Source organism: Mesorhizobium sp. M8A.F.Ca.ET.181.01.1.1 (assembly GCF_004792025.1).
Lineage (GTDB): Bacteria > Pseudomonadota > Alphaproteobacteria > Rhizobiales > Rhizobiaceae > Mesorhizobium.
The window spans coordinates 73,011-95,220 of sequence record NZ_SRTV01000008.1 but is presented as its reverse complement, the minus strand read 5'-3'; the positions used below and the strand labels follow the sequence as shown (position 1 = coordinate 95,220).

The 22,210-nt window shown below is 64.0% G+C and carries 20 protein-coding genes; 15 read left to right on the top strand and 5 right to left on the bottom strand.

All coding sequences use genetic code 11. The features are described from left to right. Nucleotides 1-84: 84 nt before the first annotated feature. The 4 genes from EN824_RS25590 to EN824_RS25575 are packed head-to-tail and all read right to left on the bottom strand — an operon-like array spanning nucleotide 85 to nucleotide 3,472. Entirely contained in the window at nucleotides 85-786 is a 702-nt protein-coding gene (locus EN824_RS25590) for an RraA family protein (protein WP_245521012.1), read from the bottom strand. Continuing rightward, entirely contained in the window at nucleotides 786-1,901 is a 1,116-nt protein-coding gene (locus tag EN824_RS25585; protein WP_135932839.1) for a mannonate dehydratase, read from the bottom strand. Before EN824_RS25585 ends, EN824_RS25590 begins: the two co-directional genes overlap by 1 nt. Nucleotides 1,902-1,905: 4 nt before the next feature. Next, nucleotides 1,906-2,691 (bottom strand): SDR family oxidoreductase, encoded by a 786-nt coding sequence (locus tag EN824_RS25580; RefSeq protein WP_135861855.1) that lies wholly within the window; start codon nucleotides 2,689-2,691, stop codon nucleotides 1,906-1,908. Next, the gene (locus EN824_RS25575; RefSeq protein ID WP_245511974.1) at nucleotides 2,684-3,472 is read right to left on the bottom strand and encodes an FCD domain-containing protein; all 789 of its coding nucleotides are present in this window, start codon (nucleotides 3,470-3,472) and stop codon (nucleotides 2,684-2,686) included. The genes EN824_RS25580 and EN824_RS25575 overlap by 8 nt, the downstream gene beginning before the upstream one ends. 135 nt (nucleotides 3,473-3,607) lie before the next feature. Between EN824_RS25575 and uxuA the strand changes: the two genes are divergently transcribed. The 14 genes from uxuA to EN824_RS25505 all read left to right on the top strand — a co-directional run bounded on the left by uxuA (nucleotide 3,608) and on the right by EN824_RS25505 (nucleotide 19,578). Beyond that, nucleotides 3,608-4,792, top strand: a complete 1,185-nt coding sequence (gene uxuA / locus EN824_RS25570; RefSeq protein WP_135861853.1) for a mannonate dehydratase — start codon at nucleotides 3,608-3,610, stop codon at nucleotides 4,790-4,792. A gap of 118 nt (nucleotides 4,793-4,910) precedes the next feature. Beyond that, nucleotides 4,911-6,053, top strand: coding sequence for an extracellular solute-binding protein (locus tag EN824_RS25565; RefSeq protein WP_135861851.1), 1,143 nt, complete (start codon nucleotides 4,911-4,913; stop codon nucleotides 6,051-6,053). After that, nucleotides 6,053-6,904 carry an IclR family transcriptional regulator gene (locus EN824_RS25560; RefSeq protein WP_127278949.1) on the top strand — a complete coding sequence of 284 codons (852 nt, stop codon included), beginning with the start codon at nucleotides 6,053-6,055 and terminating at the stop codon, nucleotides 6,902-6,904. The genes EN824_RS25565 and EN824_RS25560 overlap by 1 nt, the downstream gene beginning before the upstream one ends. A 27-nt stretch (nucleotides 6,905-6,931) precedes the next feature. Then, nucleotides 6,932-7,963 carry a sugar ABC transporter substrate-binding protein gene (locus tag EN824_RS25555; RefSeq protein WP_127278950.1) on the top strand — a complete coding sequence of 344 codons (1,032 nt, stop codon included), beginning with the start codon at nucleotides 6,932-6,934 and terminating at the stop codon, nucleotides 7,961-7,963. Nucleotides 7,964-8,032: 69 nt separating this feature from the next. Continuing rightward, entirely contained in the window at nucleotides 8,033-9,016 is a 984-nt protein-coding gene (locus tag EN824_RS25550) for an ABC transporter permease (protein ID WP_135861849.1), read from the top strand. Then, nucleotides 9,006-10,538 carry a sugar ABC transporter ATP-binding protein gene (locus tag EN824_RS25545; protein ID WP_135861847.1) on the top strand — a complete coding sequence of 511 codons (1,533 nt, stop codon included), beginning with the start codon at nucleotides 9,006-9,008 and terminating at the stop codon, nucleotides 10,536-10,538. Before EN824_RS25550 ends, EN824_RS25545 begins: the two co-directional genes overlap by 11 nt. 4 nt (nucleotides 10,539-10,542) lie before the next feature. Then, nucleotides 10,543-11,538 carry an ABC transporter permease gene (locus tag EN824_RS25540; RefSeq protein WP_135932838.1) on the top strand — a complete coding sequence of 332 codons (996 nt, stop codon included), beginning with the start codon at nucleotides 10,543-10,545 and terminating at the stop codon, nucleotides 11,536-11,538. Between the two features lies 1 nt (nucleotide 11,539). Next, nucleotides 11,540-12,325, top strand: a complete 786-nt coding sequence (locus EN824_RS25535; RefSeq protein WP_135861842.1) for an SDR family oxidoreductase — start codon at nucleotides 11,540-11,542, stop codon at nucleotides 12,323-12,325. Between the two features lie 18 nt (nucleotides 12,326-12,343). Then, nucleotides 12,344-13,549, top strand: coding sequence for a CaiB/BaiF CoA-transferase family protein (locus EN824_RS25530; protein WP_135861840.1), 1,206 nt, complete (start codon nucleotides 12,344-12,346; stop codon nucleotides 13,547-13,549). Nucleotides 13,550-13,551: 2 nt separating this feature from the next. Then, nucleotides 13,552-14,340: an enoyl-CoA hydratase/isomerase family protein gene (locus EN824_RS25525; protein ID WP_135861837.1), complete on the top strand. Its 789-nt coding sequence runs from the start codon at nucleotides 13,552-13,554 to the stop codon at nucleotides 14,338-14,340. Continuing rightward, nucleotides 14,337-15,353 (top strand): hypothetical protein, encoded by a 1,017-nt coding sequence (locus EN824_RS25520; protein WP_135932837.1) that lies wholly within the window; start codon nucleotides 14,337-14,339, stop codon nucleotides 15,351-15,353. Before EN824_RS25525 ends, EN824_RS25520 begins: the two co-directional genes overlap by 4 nt. Continuing rightward, nucleotides 15,350-17,143: a CoA-transferase gene (locus EN824_RS25515; protein WP_245521011.1), complete on the top strand. Its 1,794-nt coding sequence runs from the start codon at nucleotides 15,350-15,352 to the stop codon at nucleotides 17,141-17,143. The genes EN824_RS25520 and EN824_RS25515 overlap by 4 nt, the downstream gene beginning before the upstream one ends. A 3-nt stretch (nucleotides 17,144-17,146) precedes the next feature. After that, nucleotides 17,147-17,992: an SMP-30/gluconolactonase/LRE family protein gene (locus EN824_RS25510; protein WP_135932836.1), complete on the top strand. Its 846-nt coding sequence runs from the start codon at nucleotides 17,147-17,149 to the stop codon at nucleotides 17,990-17,992. 239 nt (nucleotides 17,993-18,231) lie between these two features. Next, nucleotides 18,232-19,578: an FAD-binding oxidoreductase gene (locus tag EN824_RS25505; protein WP_135932835.1), complete on the top strand. Its 1,347-nt coding sequence runs from the start codon at nucleotides 18,232-18,234 to the stop codon at nucleotides 19,576-19,578. Between the two features lie 50 nt (nucleotides 19,579-19,628). Here the strand turns inward: EN824_RS25505 and nanR are convergent, their stop codons facing one another. Beyond that, nucleotides 19,629-20,330 carry a transcriptional regulator NanR gene (gene nanR / locus EN824_RS25500; protein WP_272483020.1) on the bottom strand — a complete coding sequence of 234 codons (702 nt, stop codon included), beginning with the start codon at nucleotides 20,328-20,330 and terminating at the stop codon, nucleotides 19,629-19,631. A 219-nt stretch (nucleotides 20,331-20,549) separates the two neighbouring features. On the opposite strand from nanR, the gene EN824_RS25495 reads away from it, so the two are divergent. Continuing rightward, nucleotides 20,550-22,151, top strand: a complete 1,602-nt coding sequence (locus EN824_RS25495) for an ABC transporter substrate-binding protein (RefSeq protein WP_167531256.1) — start codon at nucleotides 20,550-20,552, stop codon at nucleotides 22,149-22,151. The last annotated feature ends 59 nt before the right edge of the window (nucleotides 22,152-22,210 follow it).

Sequence of the window (22,210 nt, the reverse complement as noted above, 5' to 3'; positions counted from 1 at the left end):
AACTTCGACCAAAAAAGAATGTTCCGAACTGGATGCGTTAATGCCACCACCCATGGCTGATAGGACCTGAGCCTTTGGGATCGATCACATGATGCCGAAAGTCCTGTAGGCTTCCACCGCGCTCATGCCTTCGCGGATCGCCTTGGCGACGAGCTTTTCGCCACGCACTTTCTCCAAGGCCAGCCGCACCACTTCTTCCTCGGCCTGACGCGGGATGACGATAACGCCTTCCTTGTCGCCGAACAGCAGCGTCCCCGGCTCGATCCGCACGCCGCCGATTTCGAGCGTGCACCGGTAGTCGATGACCTTACCACGCACGCCTTGATCCTGTGCGTAGTAGCCGGTGCAGAAGCAGGGAAATCCCAATGCCTTGATGCCGTCCGTGTCGCGGGCGAAGCCGTCGACCAGGGCGCCATGCGCGCCGAGGATTTTGGCGCGGGTCGACATCAGCTCGCCCCATAGGGCGTAGCGGGGCGAGGCGCCGCTGGCGACGTAGATCTCGCCGGGCTTCAGGTCGTCCAGCGCCTCGAACATCAGCCCGAACGGCTTGGTCATCAGCGGATTGTGCGTCGGTCCATTGGACAGGAAGATGTCTGTCTCAAGCACCGGCATGGCCCGCCCGAGCAGCCGTGTCTTGTCGTCGACGGGCTTGAACACGGGCGGCAGGAACTGGTGCTGCAGCCCGATCGTGTCCATCACGTCGCCAACCACGGCGACGAAGAGTTCGGCCTCGAACAGGCGATACATTTCGGCGTCGTCACCATGGAGGCGAATAGATCCGGCCATCAGGCTTGTCTCCGAGCGTCAGTGGATTGGCTGGTGCGGGAAGGTCCGAGAGCCGCGGCGTTCTGCACCAGCGCGCGCATATAACCCAGCGCAAAGGCCTTTCCGGCATGCCAGGGCGCGTCGCAGGACATTTCCGGCGTATGGTCGGGGATCATCACGCCTCCATAGTTTTCGTCGCGCAGGATGCGGACGATCTCGGCCATGTCGATGTCGCCGTCGTCGACGAAGGTCTCGTGATATCTGGGCACCTTGCCGCGTACGTTGCGGAAGTGGATGTAGCCGATGCGGCCGCGTCGGGCGAAGCGCCTTACATGGTCGTAGATATCGTCCGCGCCAGGCATTTCCTGCAGCGAGCCGAGGCACAGCTCCAGCCCATTGGACGGCGAATCGACGATGTCCATCAGCCGGTCGTATTTCTCCGGCCGGTTGACCAGCCGCGCCGCACCACGCAGCACCTCGGCCGGCGGATCGTCGGGATGCGCCGCCATCACGACGCCGGCCTCTTCGGCCACGGGCACGATCTCGCGCAGGAACACGTCCAGCCGCTGCCAAAGTTCCTCGCTGCTGACGCGCACGGGTTCCGCATCCGGCCTTCCCGCACGGTAACGCATGTTCCAGACGACGCCGTCTGGCAGCGGCAGATCGGCATCGATGGCGGAGAGATCGAGCCCGACCGACATCGCCTCGCCGCGCGCGAAAGGTCCACGCGACCAGCCCCAGACCCCGGCAATCGAGAAATTATAGCCGATGCAGGGAATGCCGGCGCGCCCGGCGTCGCGGATAAGGCGCTTCAGCCCCTCGATCTGCTTTGCCCTGTCGGGACCACCGAGCAGGATGTCGGACCAGAAGCGAGGCGAGAAATTCTCGATCGCGGCTATTTCCAGACCATTGTCGCGCACGGTCTTCACCAGGCCGGCGAAATCCTCGTAATTCCAGAGTTCGTCAGCGGAGCAGTCGCCCCAGCCTTCTTTCTCGCTGCCGGCGGACAGCGAAGGGTCGCGGCCGCGAAAATAGTTGGTGAGGTGGGCAACGATGTGGGTCGCGCCTGCCTGTCGGGCAAAGCGGAAATTATCCGGCGTGAGCGACTCCCGGTAAAGGCCAAGACCGATCTTCATGGTGCTACTTCACGCCAATGCCGGCGGTCAGCCCGCCATCTATTCTGTAATCGGCGCCGGTGCAGAATCCGGCCTTCGACGAGCACAGGAACGCGATAAGCTCCGCCACTTCCTCGGGCTCGCCGATGCGGCCGAGCGGATGGGCGGCGCCAAAGCGCCTGTAGGCCTCTTCGACGTCGGCATCGCTGCCATTGTTGCCGCGCGCGGCTTTCTCCAGGATCGGTGTTCGGATCGAACCCGGGCTGACCGAATTCACCCTTATGCCCGATGCGGCGTAATCGAGCGCCAGCGACCGCGTCAGCGTGTGGATGGCGCCCTTGGTCGTGGCGTAGGCGGCGACATTCTGCTGGCAGGCAAAGCCCTGCACCGAGGCGACGTTGACGATGGCACCGCCGCCGCGCTTGACCATTTCCGGGATGCCGAAATGCGCGGTCAGGTAGATCGAGCCGACATTGACCGTCATCGCCCGGTTCCAGGTTTCCCAGTCGGTCGTCGTTGCCGTTCCATAGGGATGCACCGCCGCCGAATTGACGATGACATCGATGCCGCCGAATTTCGCGACGCCGGCCGCGACCGCCTCGCGCACCTCGTCGGCAACGGAGACGTCTACGGTTTGCACCAAAGCGCTCGCCCCGGCCTTGGCGAGGCTTTCCTGCATGGCGGCGTTGGCTGCCCTGTCGATGCCGCAAGCGACGATCGAGGCACCACCTTGGGCCAGGCGCCTGGCGGTGGCCAGCGCGATGCCGGTCGTGCCGGTGATCAGCGCAACCTTGTTCTCGAAATCAAGCATGGGGCAAATCCTTGGGAAGTGTTCTGTCTGGCGACGGGGTCACCGGCGCGGTTCGGGCGTTTTCGAGATCGTCGGGAACGAAGCGCAGGCCGAAGTCGAGGTGCCGGCTCATCAGGTAGCTATAGGCGATGCGGTCGCGCGCACGCAGCGCCGCGATGATCTCGCCATGGGCGTGGCGTGTTTCGCTCAGCACCGGCCGGATGGATTTGCCGACGGTCATGATGTGGAGGATGACCGGCGACAGGAACTGGTAGGTCTGCACCAGCATGCGGTTGCCGGCGAGCTTCATCAGCGCCAGGTGGAAATCGAAATCGCGCTGCGCCGCCTCCTGCACATCCCTGGCGGTTTCGATCAGGCCATTGACCTCGTCCAGGGCGTCGAGTTCGGCGATGCCGGCATTGAGGATGATGTGATCGCCGACGCTCACCTCGATGATGCGGCGAAATCCCTGTATGTCGTGAAAGGACGTCTTCGATATGTCCATTTGCGCGGCAAAGAAATTCTGGATCGCGACGCTCTGCCTGTCGGCCAGCACCGCGCCGACACGCGGCTTGGGGTCGATCAGGCCATAGGTGCGGATGGTGCGCAGCGCCTCGCGAATCGTGTTGCGGCTGGCGCCGAACAATTCGCCGAGCTCCCGTTCCGTAGGCAGGACGTCGCCGACGGACAAGGCCCGATTGCGAATGAGGTCGAGGATCTGCCGCACCGTCTGGTCGACGGCCGAACTGCTGATTCCTGCTTCTTCAGACGCTTCCATCGGCTCGCGGCTCGCCTGTTCCAACAGCTAGTTCCTTGCGATTTGTTGGACCAGATTAGAGTTCTGTCGATCAAAAATCAACCTTGAGCGGCAATAAAGGTTCTGTTGACAGGATGGTGGTCCAACAATATGGTCGCCGCCAAACAGTGAGGAGACTTCATGGAACAGTGTTGGCGCTGGTACGGTCCCGATGATCCGGTGACGCTCGAGCATGTCAAACAGGCTGGCGCCACCGGCGTGGTTTCGGCGCTCCACCAGATTTATGACGGCAGGGCCTGGCCCGAGGCCGATGTGCTCGAGCGCAAGCGCATCATCGAGGCCGCTGGGCTGACCTGGTCGGTTGTCGAGAGCATCCCGGTCCACAATTCGTTCAAGATCGGCGCGCCGGAGCGCGAGCGCTATGCCGGCTATTATCGCGACAGCATCCGCGCGCTCGCCAAGGCCGGCATCGCGACGATCTGCTACAATTTCATGCCGGTGGTCGACTGGACCCGTACCGATCTGGCCTACCGGCTGCCGACGACGGGCTACGCCTTGCGTTTCGACGCCATCGACTTTGCCGCCTATGATCTCTTTGTCCTGCAGCGCAAGAATGGCGCGGCAAGCTACACGCCGGCGCGTATCGCCGAGGCCGAGCAACGCCTGAAGGCGCTGACGCCGGAGCAGATCGACCAGATCGAGCGCAACCTGATCGCCGGCCTGCCGGCAACGGAGCGCAGCTATAACAGGGACAGTTTCCGCGAGGCCCTGGCGGAATACGATGCGATCGGGCCGAAGGAACTGCGCGACAACCTCGCCTGGTTCCTGCGCGAGATCATTCCGGCGGCTGAAGAGGCGGGGGTGCGCATGTGCATCCACCCCGACGATCCGCCATTCTCGCTCTATGGCCTGCCGCGCGTCGTTTCCACGGCCGAGGATGCGCGTTTCATCCTCAACGCTGTCGACAGCCCCGCCAATGGCTTGACCTTCTGCACTGGTTCCTACGGCACGCGCGCCGACAACGACATCGTCGCCATGGTCAAGGAATTCGCCGACCGCATCCATTTCGTCCATCTGCGCAACATCACCATCGAGGACGACGGCTCGTTCTATGAGGCCGAGCATCTCGAGGGTGGCACTGACATGGCGCATGTCATCCTCGCTTTGATGCAGGAAGAGGCGCGCCGCCGCGCACAAGGCCGCGCCGACTGGCGAATCCCGATGCGGCCGGATCATGGCCACCTGCTCGCAGACGACATCGGCAAGAAAAAGATCAATCCCGGCTACTCGCTGATCGGTCGGCTGAAGGGCCTCGCCGAGCTGCGCGGCATCATGCGCGCCGTCGAGCGGTTCGGCCTGGCCTGAGGCCATCGGAAGGCGAACTGCCGTTTGCATATGTAAAAGTTACTTGTCTATGTGAAAATACCTGCTACTAGTCGGCGGGCCGGGCAGTCATGCCCGGCTCCAGGGAGGAATGCCTGAAATGACAAGGCTGCGCGGTCTTGCGTGGGATCATCGACGTTGCTGGGGTCCGCTGGACGCCAGCGTCGCGCCCTATTGCGCTGGCAATACCGGCCTCGAAATCGAATGGGACCGCCGCAGCCTGTATGAATTCGGCGAGGGCGCGCTCGGTCCGGTGCTCGGCACTTACGATCTGGTAGTGTTCGACCATCCCTTCATAGGCGACATCGCGCAGGATGAGCTGATGGTGCCGTTCGACGCGCATCTGTCGGCGGAGCAAATACGGTTCTTCGAACACGATTCAGTCGGCGGGTCCTGGCGCTCCTACGAAAGGAACGGACGTCAATGGGCACTGCCGATCGATGCCGCCTGCCAGGTCGCGTCCTATCGCCCTGACCTGCTGGAGCGCTACGGGCCGGTGCCGCGCACGCATGACGAGGTGCTGGAACTCGGCCGGCTTGCGCGCAAGGACGGCAAATGGCTCGGTCTGCCCTCGGTCCCGACGGATGCCATGTGCATGCTTCTGACGCTCGGCCATCCGCAGGAGGCCGGTGAGCAATTCATCGCCAGGCAAAGGGTCGAGCAGGCCATCGCGCAGTTGCGGGAGCTGGCGGCGCTTTCGCATCCGGACTCGTCGAAATGGAACCCGATCCGCTGCTATGACCACATGATCGCGCATGACGACGTGGTCTATGTGCCGTTCGCCTTCGGCTATGTGAATTACGCGGCGAAAACCGACGGGCCATATCTGCGCTTTGCCGACGTGCCGACGCCGGGCTCCGCCGGCGCCTTGCTCGGCGGCGCCGGCATCGGCGTCAGCGCCCAGTCGAAACACAAACAGGCGGCGATCGACTATGCGCTCTTCCTGTGTTCGCCCGACTACCAGCGCGGCGATTATGTGAAGGCGGGCGGACAGCCGGGATCGCTCGCCGCCTGGAAAGACGCCGAGGTCAACGCGCTTTCAGGCGGTTTCTTCAGCGCCACGCTTCGGACCATCACGTCGTCCTATCTGCGTCCGACGCATCCGGGCTTCATCGCCTTCTTCCGCGAATGCGCGCCGCATGCGGCGGCCGCCATCGCCGGCGAGGTATCGGCGGCCGACCTTACTGACCTCGTCAATCGCCTCTACCGCGAAACCAGGCAACCGGAAGGCAGCATTGCGTGATGGCCGCCAGCGTTGCCGATACACTCGACGACGGCGAAGCCGGCCGCAACGGCTATCGCGTGCCGGCGGTGGACAAGGCGCTCGACGTTCTGGAGTTCATGGCCTCGAGTGCCGAGACGCTGACCCAGACCGAGATCGCGGCCGGCTTGGGACGCTCCATCCACGAGATCTACCGCATTCTGCTTCTCCTGGAGAAGCGCGGCTACATCTTCCGCACCCAGTCGGACCGTTTCCGTCTGTCGCTGAAGCTGTTCGAACTGGCGCATATGCATCCGCCGGTAAACCGGCTGGTCGAATGCGCACTGCCGGCAATGCGCGAACTGACCGCCAATGCCGACCAAAGCTGCCACTTGGTGGTGCGCGAAGGACAAAACGCGCTGGTGGTGCTGCAGATCGATTCCCCGCTGCCGATGCGTTACTCGGTGGCGCTGGGGTCGCATTTCCCGATCCTCGAAACCAGTTCGGGCGCCGTGCTGCTTGCCCATTCGAACCGGGCCGAGCGCGACCGGATCGTCGAGCGCATCGTGGCCGCCGGCGAAGGCCAGGGCAGTCGGGCTGAAATCGAGGCGCGGCTGAACGAGGTCGCGAGGCTCGGCTACGAGATGCGCGCCTCGCTGGCGGTCGAAGGCTGCACCAACATCTCGATGCCGGTGCGCGACCACACCGGTGCCGTCATCGCCGCGCTCACCGTTCCGCTGCTGCCGCAAAAGGCGGCGCGGTTCGGCCGCGAAGCCGTTTTCGAACGTACCCAGGCCGCCGCCGAAAAGATATCGGCGGCACTCGGCTGGTCCGACTCCGCCTCTTCTTTACGTGCCGACCCGGAACGGCGGGACTACCCGTTCAGCGACTAACAAAAGCGATAAATCTGGGAGAAGAAAATGCTCTGGTCCAAGTCAATCCTGTTTGCGTCAGCCGCCATGCTGGCGCTCGGCGCCGCCACCGCGCATGCCGAGAACATGCCCAAGCGCATCGGCTACGTCACCAACTACGCCACCCACGAGTGGTATCAGAACGTCATCAAGGGCATGAAGGCTCACGGCAAGGAACTCGGCATCGAAGTCGAGGTGCAGGACGCCAATCTCGACATCGCCAAGCAGGTCGCCGCGGCCGAAGACTTCATCGCCAAGGGTGTCGACGTGCTGATCATCACCCCGGTCAACGAGGAAGGCGTGGTGCCGCTGTTGCGACAGGCCAAGGCAGCCAACGTCCCGGTGGTGCTGGAAGGCAACCCGGTCAAGGGCATGACCACGATGGTCGCCATCTGCGACTACGATACGGGCTACATGTCCGGGGTAGAAGCCGGCAAATACGCCAAGGAAAAGCTTGGCGGCACTGCCAAGGTGATGAATGTCGGCCTGCCGCTGCTGTCGGCCACGGTGCTGCGCTCGCACGGCTTCATGGACGGGCTGAAGACCGTCATTCCTGATGCGGTCATGGTCCACGACCTCGACGGCGGCGGCAACCCCGACCGTGCGCTCGAAGTCTCCTCGGCGGCGCTCGCCAAGAATGCCGACATCAACATCATCTACGGCATCAACGACTCGTCCTCGCTTGGCGGCCTGCAAGCCTGGAAGGCGGCAGGGAAGTCGCAAGACGGCCTGTTGACGGTCGGCACCGGCGGCGAGGGCCTCGCCTTCATCAACGCCATGCAGAACGAACCATCGTACCGCATCGAGGCCGCGATGTTCCCGGAAAAGGAAGGGTTCACCGCCATCGACGCGGCGGTCAAGCTCTTCAACAACGAGGAAGTGCCCGAGCACATCGTCAGCCCGACGGCGCCTATGAACGGCGACGACTGGAAGAAGTACTATGATTATGACGGCACCACCCGCACCATCAAATGGGATGCCGTCAACGCGCTCCAGCCGCCGGCAAAGTGCATGAAGACCTCCGCCGACCTGAAGCAATAAGCCTGATGACGCTGCCCTTCCCTGACGCGGGAAGGGCAGTGTCAGGCAAGTGGTCTGGAATGGACTGAAATGAGCGAGCTTACACACGCCTCCGCACCGAAGCGTTTCATCGGCGGCCAGCTGCTGGGCAGCAGCCAGCTCGTGCTGGGCGTCATCCTGGCTGTGCTGTGCATCGCCATCTCGATCGCGGCGCCGCAATTCCATTCGGAAGCCAACATCATCGCCATCCTGCGCCAATGCGCGCTGGTGCTGGTCGTTGCCTCGGGCATGACCATGCTCATCATCACCGCCGAGGTCGACCTGTCGGTCGGCGCCTCGCTCGCTTTCGTCGGCTGCATCGGCATGGCGGTGCTGAATTCCACCCACAGCCTGGCGCTCGGCATGCTGGCGGCGCTCGCCTTTGCCGGCGGGGTCGGACTGTTCAACGGCCTGGTCGTCACCAGGCTGAGAGTGAACTCGCTGATCGCCACCATCGGCACGATGATGATGCTGCAGGGCGGCGTCTATCTGTTCACGCGCGAGGCGGTGCAGAACCACAATCAGCTGGCAAGCTTCACCGACCTCGGCGCCGGCTATGTCGGGCCTGTGCCTGTGCCTGTCATCCTGGCCGCGCTGATCTTCGTGGTCGCCTATGTCACGCTGCGCTTCACCACGCTCGGCCGCTACCTCTACGCGGTGGGCGCCAATGAAAAGGCGGTGCGCCTGTCCGGCGTACGTTCCGAACGCCTCAAGCTGTTTGCCTTCGTCGTCACCGGCCTATGCGTCGGCGTTGCCGGCATGATCCTTTCGTCGCTGATGAATGCTGGCCAGCCGACCGCCGGCCGTGGTTTCGAACTGACCGTCATCGCCGCCGTCATCCTCGGCGGCACCAGCCTGCTCGGCGGGCGCGGCTCGCTGTTCGGCACCTTGCTCGGCGTGCTGGTGCTGAAGGTGATCGACAACGGCATCATCATCCTCGGCTGGAACCAGGATCTGCAGATGGTGGTGCCGGGCGTCGTCATCATCCTGGCCACCTATCTCGACATCATCCGGAACAGAGCCAATGTCCGTTGATTTTCTGCACCCCGGCGAGGGCGCGGCCATCGATACCGATGTGCCGGCACTGGAATTGCGCGGCATCGACAAGCGCTTCCCGGGTGTCGTGGCGCTCGACAATGTCGACTTCACCCTGAAGCCCGGCAAGATCCATGCCCTGATGGGCGAGAACGGCGCCGGCAAGTCGACGCTGATCAAGATCATGGCCGGCGTCTACGGCAAGGATGCCGGTACCATTCGCATGCGCGGACGCGAGGTCGATATCCAGTCGCCGCGCGACAGCCTGAAAGAGGGCATCAAGGTCGTCTTCCAGGAGATTGCGTTGATCTCCGAATTCACGGTTGCCGAGAACATCTTCCTCGAGGGCTACCCGACCGGCAGGACGGGCTCGATCGACTGGAAGAAAATCCGCGCCGATTCAGCCGCCCTGTTCAACCGTATCGGTTTCAATGTCGATCCGGCTGCGCGCACGGGTTCGCTGCCGGTCAGCCAGCAGCAGATGGTCGAAATCGCCCGCGCGCTCGCTCATGAGGCCCGCGTCGTGGTGATGGACGAGCCGACGTCCTCGCTGACGCCGAACGAGGTGTCGCTGCTGTTCACCGTCATCCGCCGTCTGGCCAGCCTCGGCATCGCGGTGGTCTATGTCAGCCACAAGCTCGACGAGGTGTTCGAGATCGCCGACACGGTGACGGTGCTGCGCGACGGGCGCCACATCTCGACCAAACCGATCGGCGAGCACAGCAACGACACGCTGATCCAGGACATGATCGGACGTCGCATCGACAATCTGTTTCCGCGCCAGCGCGGCGCGGCAGGCGGCAAGGTTGCCTTGTCGGTGGAGAAGCTCAGCACGGCGAGGAAGCTCGACGAGGTGTCTTTCGAGGCACGCACCGGCGAGGTGCTCGGCTTCTTCGGCTTGATGGGCGCGGGCCGCACCGAACTCGCCAAGGCGATCGTCGGCTATGATCCGATCACCGCGGGCACGATCAGCGTCGACGGTCAGCGCCTCACGCCACATGACACGCGCACCGGTGTCAGGCTCGGCATCGGCCTGCTCACCGAGGATCGCAAGAGCGAAGGGCTGATGGGCGAGCTGCCCGTCTACCAGAATGCCAGCCTCGCCTCGCTTGGCGCCTTCGCACGCATGGGCTTCATCGATACGGCGAAGGAGCACCGGGCGGTGCAGGACTATGTCGACCGCTTCCGCATCAAGACCCCCAGCCTGTTCCAGCAGGTGAAGAATCTGTCGGGCGGCAATCAGCAGAAGGTGCTGATCTCGCGCTGGCTGATGCGAGGCCTGAAGGTGATCGTCGTCGACGAGCCGACGCGCGGCATCGATGTCGGCGCCAAGTCGGAGATCTTCGCGCTGATCGACCGGCTCGCCGGCGAAGGCCTGGCGGTCGTCATGATGACATCGGAAATGCCGGAGCTGCTCGGTCTCGCCGACCGGATCGCCGTGATGTGCGAGGGCCGTCTGACCGCGATCATGTCGCGCGATGAAGCCACGCAGGAAAAGATCCTCAATGCGGCGATCGGATAAGACCATGAGCCTTGCCAATATAGCTTCCGCAAAAGCTCAACCCTCCCTGCTGGCGCGGCTCTTTGCCCGGCAGGAACTGGCATTGTTCGTCTGCCTCATCCTGGTACTGGTCTTCTTTTCCGTCACGGTCGAGAATTTCTTCTCCGTGCGCAACATGACCAACGTGCTCGGCCAGGCTTCGCTCGCGCTCACCGCCGGCATTGGCTGCGCCATCGTCTTCATCTCCGGTGAGGTCGATATCTCGATCGGATCGTTGCTCGCGACCATAGCGTTGCCGCTGATCATCATCATGAACGACACCAACTCGCTGCTGCTCGGCGTCAGCGCAGCACTGCTGTTCGGCCTGATCATCGGTGTGGTGAACGGCTATCTCACCGCCTATGCCGGCATCAACTCGCTGATCGTGACCTTGGGCACGATGTTCATCATGCGCGGCGGCGTCTATCTCTACACCGGCCAGCGCGCGATCCCGGACAATGCCAGCCTCGACAGCTTCATCGCGCTCTCGGATGGCCGCCTGTTCAACATCATCCCGTATTCGGCGGTCATTGCGATCGTCCTGCTTGCCTCCTTCGGCTACATGATGCAGCACCGGCCGTTCGGACGGCAGATCTATGCCGTCGGCGGCAATCAGGAAGTGGCGCGGCTTGCCGGCTATGATGTCCGGCGGGTGAAGTTCATCTGCTTTATCATCAGTTCGCTGCTGGCGACGGTTGCCGGCATCATCCTGGCCGCGCGCGTCGGCTCGGCGCAGCACACGGCCGGACTCAATTTCGAATTCCAGGTCGTCGCGGCAACGGTGCTCGGCGGGGTCAGCCTCGCCGGCGGCATCGGCAGCCTGACCGGCATGGCGCTCGGCGTGCTGATCCTCCAGTTTCTGTCCAATGGCCTGCGCGGGCTTGGCCTGCCGACCGAGTGGCAGCTGGTCATCACCGGCATGATCATCATCGCCGCGGTCGCCTTCGACGAGGCGAAGCGCCGGCGCGCGAACGGAGGCTGACATGGCTCGTCTCGAAGCAAAAACCGCCGTCATCACCGGTGCGGCCGACGGCATAGGCCACGCGATTGCCGAGGCGATGGCGCGCGAAGGCGCGCATGTCTTCATCGGTGACATCGCCGACAAAGCAGGCGAGGATTTCGCCGCCGCGCTGCGCGCGGCCGGCCGCCGTGCCGATTATGTGCATTGCGATGTGTCGCAGGAGGCCGATATCTCGGGGCTCATCGACAGTGCCGTCAAGAAGACCGGGCACCTCGACATTCTGGTCAACAATGCCGCCATCGCCATTGGCGGCATGCCGGTGCATGAGATGACCGACGAACAATGGCACCGGCTGATGTCGGTCAACCTGACCAGCGTGTTTCGCGGCTGCAAACACGCGCTGCCGCACATGATCGCGCAGAAATCAGGCTCGATCATCAACATGGCCTCGGCCCAGGGCCATATCGGGCTGGATGGCTGGACCGCCTATGCCGGCGCCAAGGGCGCGGTGATGGCGATGACGCGCCAGATGGCGGTCGAGTTCGGCCCGATGAACATCCGCGTCAATTCGATCTCGCCGGGCACCATCAACACGCCGATGAACGACAAGCTGATCAAGGAGATCGGCGGCAACCTCGCCAAGGCCTGGGTCAAGATGCATCCGCTCGGCCGCATAGGCGAGCCGTCCGAGGTTGCCGAAGCCGCCGTCTATCTCGCCTCCGATGCAGCCGGCTTCACCACCGGCACCGACCTGCGCGTCGATGGCGGCCTGACCGCCGCCGCGCGCTACGTTCCCGAACTGCTTTGAAACACAAAGAGACATGACATGAACAAGGCTCTCGAAGGCGTCCGCATCCTCGACTTCAGCCATCTGCTGCAGGGGCCGTTCGCAACGCAACTGCTGGGCGACATGGGCGCCGATGTCATCAAGATCGAGCGCGCAGGCGCCGGCGACATGTTCCGTGGCATGACATTCTTCGCCAAATGGGTTGGCGGCTCGGAGAGCCCGAACTTCCTCGCGTGGAACCGCAACAAGCGCTCGATCGCGCTGAACCTGAAGAGCCGCAAGGTACATGCCATCATCATGGAGATGGCGAAGAGCGCCGACGTCGTCGTGCAGAATTTCCGTCCCGGCGTGCTGGCCAAGCTCGGCTACGGCTATGAGGACTTCAAGGCTGTCAATCCGCGCGTCATCTACTGCTCCGGGTCGGGCTATGGCGAGGAGGGACCCTATGTCGAGCGCCCCGGTCAGGACATGCTGATCCAGGGGTTGGCAGGGCTGATCGCCAACACCGGCCGCGGCGACCAGGCTCCGGTTCCCGCCGGCGCGGGCCTCGCCGACCAGATCGGCGCCATGAACATGGTCTATGGCATCCTGTCGGCGCTCTATTATCGCGAGAAGACCGGCAAGGGCCAGAAGATCGAGGTCAATCTGCTGGCCGGTCTTTTGGCGCATCTCAACCAGGAATATGTCGCCGTGCTCAATCTCGGCGAGGATTTCGTGCGGCCGAATTCCGGCATCGGCCATCCCGGCATGCAGGCGCCGTTCGGCATCTACGAGACCAGCGACGGCGGCTACATCTCGATCGCCATGAGCCCGTTCAAGACGCTGTACGAGGTGCTGCGGGCGCCACAGCTTGCCGTCTACGACGATCTCAAGACCCTGTTCGACAAGCGCGACGAGGTGTTCGAAAAGGTCAATGCCGAGACCAAAAAGTTTGGCACGCAGGATCTGTTGGCGCGGCTGCTGGCAGCCGACATCTGGTGCGCGGAGGTGAAGGACATCCGCCGCGCGGCCGAGGATCCGCAGGTCACGCATATGGGCATGATCACCAGCTACGATCATCCGCGCGGCGGCAAGGTGCGGGTGGTGGCACCGGCGGTGAAGATGAGCGAGACGCCGGCGACCATCGAGCGGCCCGCGCCGCTGGTCGGCCAGCATGGCCGCGAGATCCTGGCCGAGTTCGGTCTCTCGAAGGATGAGATCGCAGCGCTGGAAGCATCCGGCGACATGACCGTGGATGCGGCCTGACGATGCGCGCCTACCAGACACTCACGGTTGAAATATCAAGCCGCGTCGCGGTCGTCACTTTCCGCCGGGCCGACCAGCTCAACGCCATGAACCGGCTGATGCAAGGTGAGATCACCGAAGCCTTCGAGGCGCTGTCCGGCGACGAGGGCGTCGGTGCGATCGTGGTGACCGGCGAGGGGCGCGGCTTCATGGCCGGCGCCGACATCAAGGAATATGCCGCGCAGACCGGCCCGGAGTTCGACATTTTCCAGGCCGCCGGCACGCGCATGTACGCGGCGATCGAGAACAATGCAAAGCCGGTGATCGCGGCGGTCAACGGCTTCGCGCTGGGCGGCGGCATGGAACTGGTGCTGTGCTGCGACATTGTCATCGCCAACCAGTTCGCCAAGCTCGGCCTGCCGGAGATCAAGCTCGGGCTGATCCCCGGCGGCGGCGGCACGCAGCGCAGCGTCGCCAAGCTCGGCCGCAACCGCGCCAATTTTCTGCTGATGACCGGCGCGATCGTGCCGGCGTCCGAATTCGTCACTGCCGGCCTGGTCAACGAGATCGTCGACGTCGACAGGTTGATGCCGCGCGCGCTGGAACTGGCCGGAATGATCGCCGCCGAACCCGCCGCCGCGATCGAAGGGTTGAAGAGGCTGACGGCGCATGCCGTGGCGGGCGATCTGGCTGCCGGTCTCGCCATGGAGCGCGACATATTAGGCGACCTCTACCGCGGCGAGATCGGCCAGCGGCGCGTCAGGGAGTTCGCCGAGAGGAGTATTGCGAAGGTGAAGAAGGCCGGGCCGTGAAGGGCGGCGACGACTATCGCGGACTAGGTTGGGCCTACGGCGCGCTGACCGTGCAGCGGCTCGGCGCCATGCTGGCGCCGGTTACTTTCATTCTGCAAGACGGCAGGCAGGTCTCGCCGATGCACATCGCGCCGTGGTCGAACGAACCCGGCACGGAGGCGCTGCCAGGCATCCTGCGCAAACTGCGCGGCGAATGGCCCTGCGTGCCCTTCGGTTATTCGGTGCCTGCCGAGGGATGGCCCGGGAACTGGGCGCGCGTGATGGGTTCGCCGGAATCGGAGGAGGAGGTCCATGGCCACGGCTCCAACCATGACTGGACCTGGCGGGTCAGCGGCAGTGGGTCGTTGTCGCTGGAGCTGACCTATCCCCAGGCAAGCCCGGTCGAGCGCGTTGAACGGACAGTGACGCCCGATCCGTCGGCGGCGGCCATCGACATCGAGTTCAGGATCGTCGTCCGCCGCGCCTGCCGCCTGCCGATCGGCCTGCATCCAGTATTCCGGCTCCCGTTCGAGACCGGTGCCGCCTCACTGGAACTCGGCAGCTTCGATGAAGGCCGCACCTATCCACACGATGTCGAACCCGGCGCGGAACTGTTCGCCCGCGGCAAATCCTTCACCGACCTCACCAGCGTGCCCGCGCGCGCCGGCGGCACGGCCGACGCCTCGCGATTGCCGCTCACCGCCGATACCGAGGAATTGCTGCAGATCGAAGGGCTGGACGGCACCGCGGCGCTTGCCAACCACGCGGAGGGCTATCGCGTAAAACTCTCCTGGCAAAAGGCGCATTTCCCGAGCCTCCTGCTGTGGTACTCCAATCGCGGCCGCAAGGCCGCCCCTTGGAATGGGCGTCATGTCGCCATCGGCATCGAGCCGATCTGCTCGCCCTTCGGCCTCGGCCCTGCAACCGCCCTGGCCGACAATCCGATCGCGCAATCCGGCATTGCGACGGCGCTGGAATTCTCGCCCGAAAACCCGTTCGTGACCCGCTACCGTATCGAGGCATCCGCGCTGTGAGGAACAGTTCTGAGACGTCCCTAGTCAAACCGAACCGGCCGCACTTCACCAATATCGAGGGATTGGCCGCGATGGTCGGCCATGGCGACTCGCTTGGCGTCGGCGGCCACCATTTCGCCCGGCTGCCGATCGCCTTGCTGCGCGCTGTCGCGCGTTCCGGCGTCAAGGACTTGCACTACGTCTGCTGGGCTGGCGGCTTGCCGCTTGAACTGCTGCTCGAAGCAAATGCCGTTGCGAAAATCGATCTCTGTTTTTCCAGTCTCGACATATTTGGGTTGCCGCCGAGGTTCCGCGCGGCTGCCGAGGCCGGCGCAATCCCTGTTCGCGACTGGACGGCACTCGCCATGATCCAGGCGCTGCGGGCGGCGCAGCAGAACCTGCCGTCGATGCCGTTCCAACTGCCACTGGGATCGGACATGCTGGCGCGTGTGCCGGGCGCGAGCGCCAGGCCTGACCCGGTGACCGGAACAGATACGGGATCTATCCCGCCGCTGCGGCTCGATACGTTCGTCGTCCATGCTCAGCGCGCCGACGAAAGCGGCAATGTGCAGATTATCGGGCCACGTGCCCTGGACTTCGCCATGGCCGGTGCTGCTCGCAAAGTGCTGGTCACGGTCGAGGAAATTGTCCCGGTCGGGGCGCTGCGGCAGGACGGCCGCCAGAGCATCCTCACCCGTAATCAGGTCTCGGCTATAGCGCTCGCGCCAGGCAGCGCTTATCCGGCATCCTGCCTGCCATTCTACGTCACGGACTACCCGGCATTGTCGAAGGCGTTCGCGGCCAAGGACGCAGCCCTGGCGGACAATCTGCGCATGCCTCCGGAAGGCGTGCCGGAGCCGCTCCAACAGGCTGCGAAAGTCAGCGCCGAGACTGTCCTCGCGATGCCTGGTCTCGTGCATGGCGACAGGAAAGCATCCGTCGACGAGATCATCGCCGCAAGAATCGCGGCCGAACTCGACAATGAAAGCTTCGCCAGTGCCGGCGCCGTCTCGCCGCTCGCCAATGTCGCCTACCGGCTGGCCAAGGCAACGCACGCGCCGGACATGATCATCGCGACGATGAGTTGCGGCCATCTCGACATCGCGCCGAGCCCGATGATCCTGTCGCTGATCGAAAGCCTCGATTGCGAGACGGCGGCGGCGCATGCAGGCGGCGACGATACTTATTCGACCTACTACCAGGCCGGTGCCGTGACGCATGAGATCGTCGGCGCAGCCCAGGTCGACCGGCGCGGCCGCGTCAACACCATCGCGCTGCGCAAGCCAAGCGGCGGACTGATCCGGCTGCCGGGGCAGGGCGGCATGGCCGATGTCGCCAACATGCATCGCGACTATTTGCTCTACGTTCCCCGCCATTCGGCCCAGTCGCTGGTCGAGGGGGTCGAGATCGCCAGTTCCGCACGCGGGCTGCTGACGCCGGCCGAGCGCGAGCCGATGGGCTATCGCACCGGCAAGGCGCTGGTCTTCACCGACCTCTGCATCTTCCGGCTCGACCAGATATCCCGGGAATTGATCGTCATCGAGACAATGCCTGGTACCACGCAGCCGCAGATCCGCGACGCCACCGGATTTGCGGTGACCTTCGATGCCGATTGCCGCGAGGTCCCGCTGCCTTCCAGCGATACGCTCGCCGTCCTGCGCAATCGCATCGATCCGCTCGGCTTGCGCCGCCTGGAATTCGTCAGTGCCAAGGAGCGCGGCGCGCTGATCGCGGAAATCCTCGCCGCGGACCGCGTCATGGTCGAGCGCTGTATAGCAGCAGAGCAGAGGTCGTTCACCGCAAGGAGCTGATCCATGCCAAAGCCGTTGCTCGACATGTCGGCCGCGCGCGTCTTCTTCGACGGCATCTTCACCAGCCCGCGCGTCGCGCATCCTGAGGGCGTGGCGGTCCACCGGGATGGCTCGATCTGGTGCGGCACCGAGACAGGTGACCTCCTGCGGCTGGCCTCCGACGGCGGTTCGGTCGAGCGCATGGGCGGCACGGATGGCTTTCTGCTCGGCATCGCCTTCGATAGCGCGGGCAACTGCTTTGCCTGCGATCTCAGGCATGCCGCGATCTTCCGCCGGGACGCCGCGACAGGTCGCATGGAGCGCTTCGCGTCGTCCGGCATCCGCGTGCCGAACTATCCGATCGTCGATGAGGCCAGGGGCTGGCTCTACGTGTCGGACAGCGTCGGCGAAGACAGTCGTTCGGGCATCTTCCGCTACGACCTCAAGACCGGCGAGGGTGGCCTGTGGTGCCGGGAGGCGATGTCCTTCGCCAACGGCATGGCCATGGCGCCTGATGGCAACGGCCTCTATGTCGTGGAGAGCGACGCGCCCTGCATCAGCCATGTGCCGATCCTCGCCGACGGCACGGCAGGGCCGCGAAAAGTCGTCGTCGAAGGCGTGCACAATGTTCCCGATGGGCTCGCCTTCGCGTCTGACGGCGCGCTGTTCATCTCGTGCTACGAGCCAAGCCGCATCTATCGCTGGCGGCCGGACCGAGGCCTCGAAGTGCTGATCGAGGACCCGGCGGCCACCACACTGGCGCATCCCACCAACATCGCCTTCAAGGGCAACAAACTCTACACGGCGAATCTCGGCCGCTGGCACATCACCGAGATCGATCTGACGGCGCTTCGAGAGCTGAAAAGCTGAACCACCATCCAATTTTCGCCACGGCATGTACTGGCGGCCGCGGCGCAGTTCTCGAAGTCTGGCCGCGGCGACGAGAAGCGGCCTCGACGGGTGGTCAACAATTTCATCGAGCTGGCATGCAAATTTTCGAGACCGGTCGTGTAGTGCTCGTTGACGCACGTCGTGCTTGGCTTGCGACTTTCGCGCCACCATGACCAGCCATTCGGCGTCGGGCCACGCTTATGAACAAGGATAATCCTTTGACGATCTTCCCTTTCACCGAGGCCAGTCCGGTCCAGTTTCAGGCGCCGCTGCCGAAGACGTCGGATGTGGTCATTGTCGGCGGTGGCATCATCGGCGTGACCGCGGCCGTGTTCCTGGCCCGGCGCAACATACCGGTGACTTTGCTGGAGAAGGGGCGCATCGCCGCGGAGCAGTCCTCGCGCAATTGGGGCTGGATCCGCCAGCAGGGCCGCGACGCGGACGAACTGCCCATCGTCATCGAAGCGCAGCGTCTCTGGCGCCAACTGGCCGAGGAGTGCGGCGAGGACATAGGCCTGACGCAGACCGGCGTGACCTATCTTGCGCGCACCGACAAGGAAATGGCTGATTTCGCCAAGTTCCTGAAGGTCGCAGAGGCCCATGGCGTCGACACGCGTCTCCTCGACCAGGGCGAGACCGCCAAGCTGATCCCAGCCATGTCTCGCTCCTTCAAGGGTGCCATGACCACGCCGTCGGACATGCGCGCCGAGCCCTGGGTCGCCGTGCCGGCCCTTGCCCGCCTGGCCGCTCGCCAGGGTGTCACCATCATCGAGAACTGTGCGGCACGCATGCTCGATATCTCCGCGGGGCGTATCAGCGGGGTCTGGACCGAAAAAGGCCGCATCGCCACGTCGAATGTGCTTGTCGCCAGCGGTGCCTGGACGTCGCTGTTCCTGCGCGCGCATGGCGTCTCGATCCCGCAGCTCAGTGTCCGCACGACCGTCGCGGCGACCGCGCCGATGCCGGAAATCCATGCTGGCGCCGCCGCGGACGAACGCATCGCCTTCCGGCGTAGAAAGGACGGTGGATACACGCTGGCGGCGGGAGGCAGCCACCTGCTCTATGTCGGGCCGGATGCTTTGCGTCACGCACCGAAATATCTGCCCGCCCTGAAGGCGAACCCTTTCGGTAGGCGCTACCTGCCGGCGGCGCCTCGTGCATATCCCGACAGCTGGTCTACCCCGCGCAAATGGGATGCCGACAAGCAAAGCCCGTTCGAACGGATGCGCGTTCTCAATCCTGTGCCGGAGCCCAGGGCGCTTCACGCCATCGATCGTGGGTTCAAGGAGCTCTTCCCGCAATTCGAGGCGGTGCCGCTCAGGGCAAGCTGGGCCGGCATGATCGATGCGATGCCGGATGTCGTGCCGGTGGTCGATCGCGCCGCAGCGGTTCCGGGTCTCGTCATCGCGACCGGGATGAGTGGCCATGGCTTCGGCATAGGGCCCGGCATGGGCCGCGTCCTGTCCGACTTGATCCAGGGCAACGAGGCTGGACACAACCTTCACAGGTTCCGTCTATCCCGGTTCAGCGACGGCAGCCGTATCCTGATGGGGCCATCGCTCTAGACGAGATGGCCCCGACGTTTCACGCGGCGTAGATAGCCGCGATCTTTCTATTAGTCGGGTTTCGACTGGCCCGGATTGAACTTGCGCCGGGCGTTTTCCAGATGCTCCCGCATCGCTTGGCCAGCGGCTTCGGGATCGTGCCGTTCGATAGCTTCGAACACGTTTTTGTGCCCGGCGAAGCTGATGCGGTTTTCGAGCTCGGTGTTGGCCATGTGGATGCGCTGGTTGATCAGCCATTCCACCAGCGCCTCGTGCGCGGCGAGAAAAATCGGATTGCCGGGGATCGCGGTCAGCACGCGGTGAAAGGCGACGTCGGTGAGGGCGAAAGCGCGGGCGCGTGAAATGGCGCGTTCATTTTCGGCAAGCGCCGCCGCCAGCGCGTCGATCTGTGAACGTGTCGCCACCTCCGCGGCATGGCGCGCGATCGAGACTTCGAGAAACAGCCGCAACTGCTCGAAATGACCGATGCCATCCGGCTGGTCCATCAAAAGATGCGCGGTGCCCGTCAGCTGCTCCAGCATGTTCTTCGGCGTCGGTCGCGTCACCTTGGGCCGCTCGCCGCTGTTGATGCGCACGAGGCCCATCTTTTCCAGCGCAAACAACGCCTCGCGCACCGAGGGGCGCCCGACATCGAACATCGACATCAACTCGCGCTCGGACGGCAGCGAAGCGCCGACCGGATAGACCTCGTCCCGGATCATCGCCTCCAGGCGGAGGCGGACTTCGTCGGACAATTTTTTTCGAACCGGCATATTGTGCATGGTGTACCTTTTAAGCTATTAGACCAGTCACCGCAAGCGAGCACAGGGCAAGGAGTTGTGGATCGCTGGGGCTTGGCGCGACCGAAGGGTAGGAGGAGGTCGCTGCTTGCAATGAGCGACCGGACGCCCAACCGCGACCAAACGACCGCGAGAAAGCGCGCTCAGACGTCAGCCACGACCGGCCGAGACAATCCAAGGGAGGAGAATTCCATGAGACGATTTCTGATCAGCCTTTTGCCGGCGCTGGCGCTCATGCTTGCTGCGGGTGCCGTGAAGGCCGAAGGAGGTGGCACGTTCCGCTCCGCCATGCGTACCGGCTGCATCGAGATGGGCACGCTGCACACCACCTGCGGCCATCGGCTCGACGAGACCGTGCTGCAGGGCCTCGTCCACATCAAATGGACGGGCGACGGCGTGCAGCCGATGCTGGCCGAGAGCTGGAAGACGGCGGACGGCGGCAAGACCTATGTCTTCAACCTGCGCCATGGTGTCAAATGGCATGACGGCACGCCTTTCACCGCCAAGGACGTGGTGTTCAGCCTGAATCTCTACGCCAATCCGAAGGTCGGTTCGCCCTGGGCGCAGAAGCTTTCCGCCGTGGCCGGATACAAGGCCTTCCAGGATGGCTCGGCCACCTCGCTTGCCGGGGTGAAGGCGTTGGACGACGCGACCGTGCAGATCGAGCTCGACAGCGCCAAGCCGCTCTGGGTCGAGCTGCAGCTCATCGCCATCAGCATCTTTCCCGAGCACATCCTGGGCAAGGTCGCGCCCGCCGACGTCAAGGGCAATGCGTTCTGGGTCAATCGAGTCGGCACCGGCCCGTTTATCTGGAAGAAGTATGAGAGCGACCAGTATGTCGAGGTCGACCGCAATCCCGACTATTTCCTCGGCGCGCCCAAGCTCGACCGCATCATCTACCAGATCTACAAGGACGTGCCGCCGATTATCGCCGCGCTCGAGACGCAGGAGGTCGACGCCATGTCCTATGAGGGCGGCGGCGTGCCGATCTCCGAACTGCCCCGCCTGCAGAAGCTCGACTATCTGACGGTGCTGCCGAAATTCTCCGCCGGCTTGCCGACCTATCTTCAGTTCAATCTGGAGAACAAGCGCTTCGCCGATGTGCGCGTGCGCCAGGCGATGCTCTATGCCATCGACCGCAAGGCGATCATCGACACCGTCAAGCAGGGCGCCGGCGAACTGTTGAACACGCTGTTCCCGCAGGATTGGGCGCGCGCCAAGGACCTCGAACCCTACGACTACAATCCCGACAAGGCCAAGCAGTTGCTTACCGACGCGGGCTGGGATGCGAGCCAGCCGGTCGATTTCATCTACTACTATTCCGACCAGATGAACGTCGACACCGTCACCGCCATCCAGAGTTATCTGGCCGCCGTCGGCGTCAACATCCAGCCGCGCCTGCTCGATCCGGCGGCGATCAACCAGGTCTATGCCGACGGCAGCTTCCAGATGGGCTTCTTCGCGCAAGGCATGGGGCTCGACCCCTCGCTCGGCTCGCCCCTGGTGGTCTGCGGCGCCAAGCCGCTCGCCATGGGCTACTGCAACCCCAAGGTCGATGAGCTGTTCAACAAGGGTCTGGAGTCAAACGACCGCGCCACACGCGCCGCGAGCTATCAGGAGGCCTCGCGCATCCTCAACCAGGACCTGCCCAAGGCCTGGCTTTGGAACGAGGTGCGGCCGCTCGCCTTCAACAACCGCATCGTCGGCCTCGCCCAGCACTTCAAGCAACAGCCGCTCGTGATCTTCAACCACCCCGTCTACAACGAAGTCGAGAAATGGGAGGTGGCGAAATAGCCGCGGATAGCCTTGCCGGTCGTGGGGCTCTGACCGAGCCTCCCGATCCGTTGTCTCAA

What these genes read in the sequence shown, in the direction of transcription:
- EN824_RS25590 (WP_245521012.1), bottom strand. Translation starts at nt 786, where the DNA reads ATGGCCGGATCTATTCGCCTCCATGGTGACGACGCCGAAATGTATCGC.
- EN824_RS25585 (WP_135932839.1), bottom strand. Translation starts at nt 1,901, where the DNA reads ATGAAGATCGGTCTTGGCCTTTACCGGGAGTCGCTCACGCCGGATAAT.
- EN824_RS25580 (WP_135861855.1), bottom strand. Translation starts at nt 2,691, where the DNA reads ATGCTTGATTTCGAGAACAAGGTTGCGCTGATCACCGGCACGACCGGC.
- uxuA (WP_135861853.1), top strand. Translation starts at nt 3,608, where the DNA reads ATGGAACAGTGTTGGCGCTGGTACGGTCCCGATGATCCGGTGACGCTC.
- EN824_RS25565 (WP_135861851.1), top strand. Translation starts at nt 4,911, where the DNA reads ATGACAAGGCTGCGCGGTCTTGCGTGGGATCATCGACGTTGCTGGGGT.
- EN824_RS25560 (WP_127278949.1), top strand. Translation starts at nt 6,053, where the DNA reads ATGGCCGCCAGCGTTGCCGATACACTCGACGACGGCGAAGCCGGCCGC.
- EN824_RS25555 (WP_127278950.1), top strand. Translation starts at nt 6,932, where the DNA reads ATGCTCTGGTCCAAGTCAATCCTGTTTGCGTCAGCCGCCATGCTGGCG.
- EN824_RS25550 (WP_135861849.1), top strand. Translation starts at nt 8,033, where the DNA reads ATGAGCGAGCTTACACACGCCTCCGCACCGAAGCGTTTCATCGGCGGC.
- EN824_RS25545 (WP_135861847.1), top strand. Translation starts at nt 9,006, where the DNA reads ATGTCCGTTGATTTTCTGCACCCCGGCGAGGGCGCGGCCATCGATACC.
- EN824_RS25540 (WP_135932838.1), top strand. Translation starts at nt 10,543, where the DNA reads ATGAGCCTTGCCAATATAGCTTCCGCAAAAGCTCAACCCTCCCTGCTG.
- EN824_RS25535 (WP_135861842.1), top strand. Translation starts at nt 11,540, where the DNA reads ATGGCTCGTCTCGAAGCAAAAACCGCCGTCATCACCGGTGCGGCCGAC.
- EN824_RS25530 (WP_135861840.1), top strand. Translation starts at nt 12,344, where the DNA reads ATGAACAAGGCTCTCGAAGGCGTCCGCATCCTCGACTTCAGCCATCTG.
- EN824_RS25525 (WP_135861837.1), top strand. Translation starts at nt 13,552, where the DNA reads ATGCGCGCCTACCAGACACTCACGGTTGAAATATCAAGCCGCGTCGCG.
- EN824_RS25510 (WP_135932836.1), top strand. Translation starts at nt 17,147, where the DNA reads ATGCCAAAGCCGTTGCTCGACATGTCGGCCGCGCGCGTCTTCTTCGAC.
- nanR (WP_272483020.1), bottom strand. Translation starts at nt 20,330, where the DNA reads ATGCCGGTTCGAAAAAAATTGTCCGACGAAGTCCGCCTCCGCCTGGAG.
- EN824_RS25495 (WP_167531256.1), top strand. Translation starts at nt 20,550, where the DNA reads ATGAGACGATTTCTGATCAGCCTTTTGCCGGCGCTGGCGCTCATGCTT.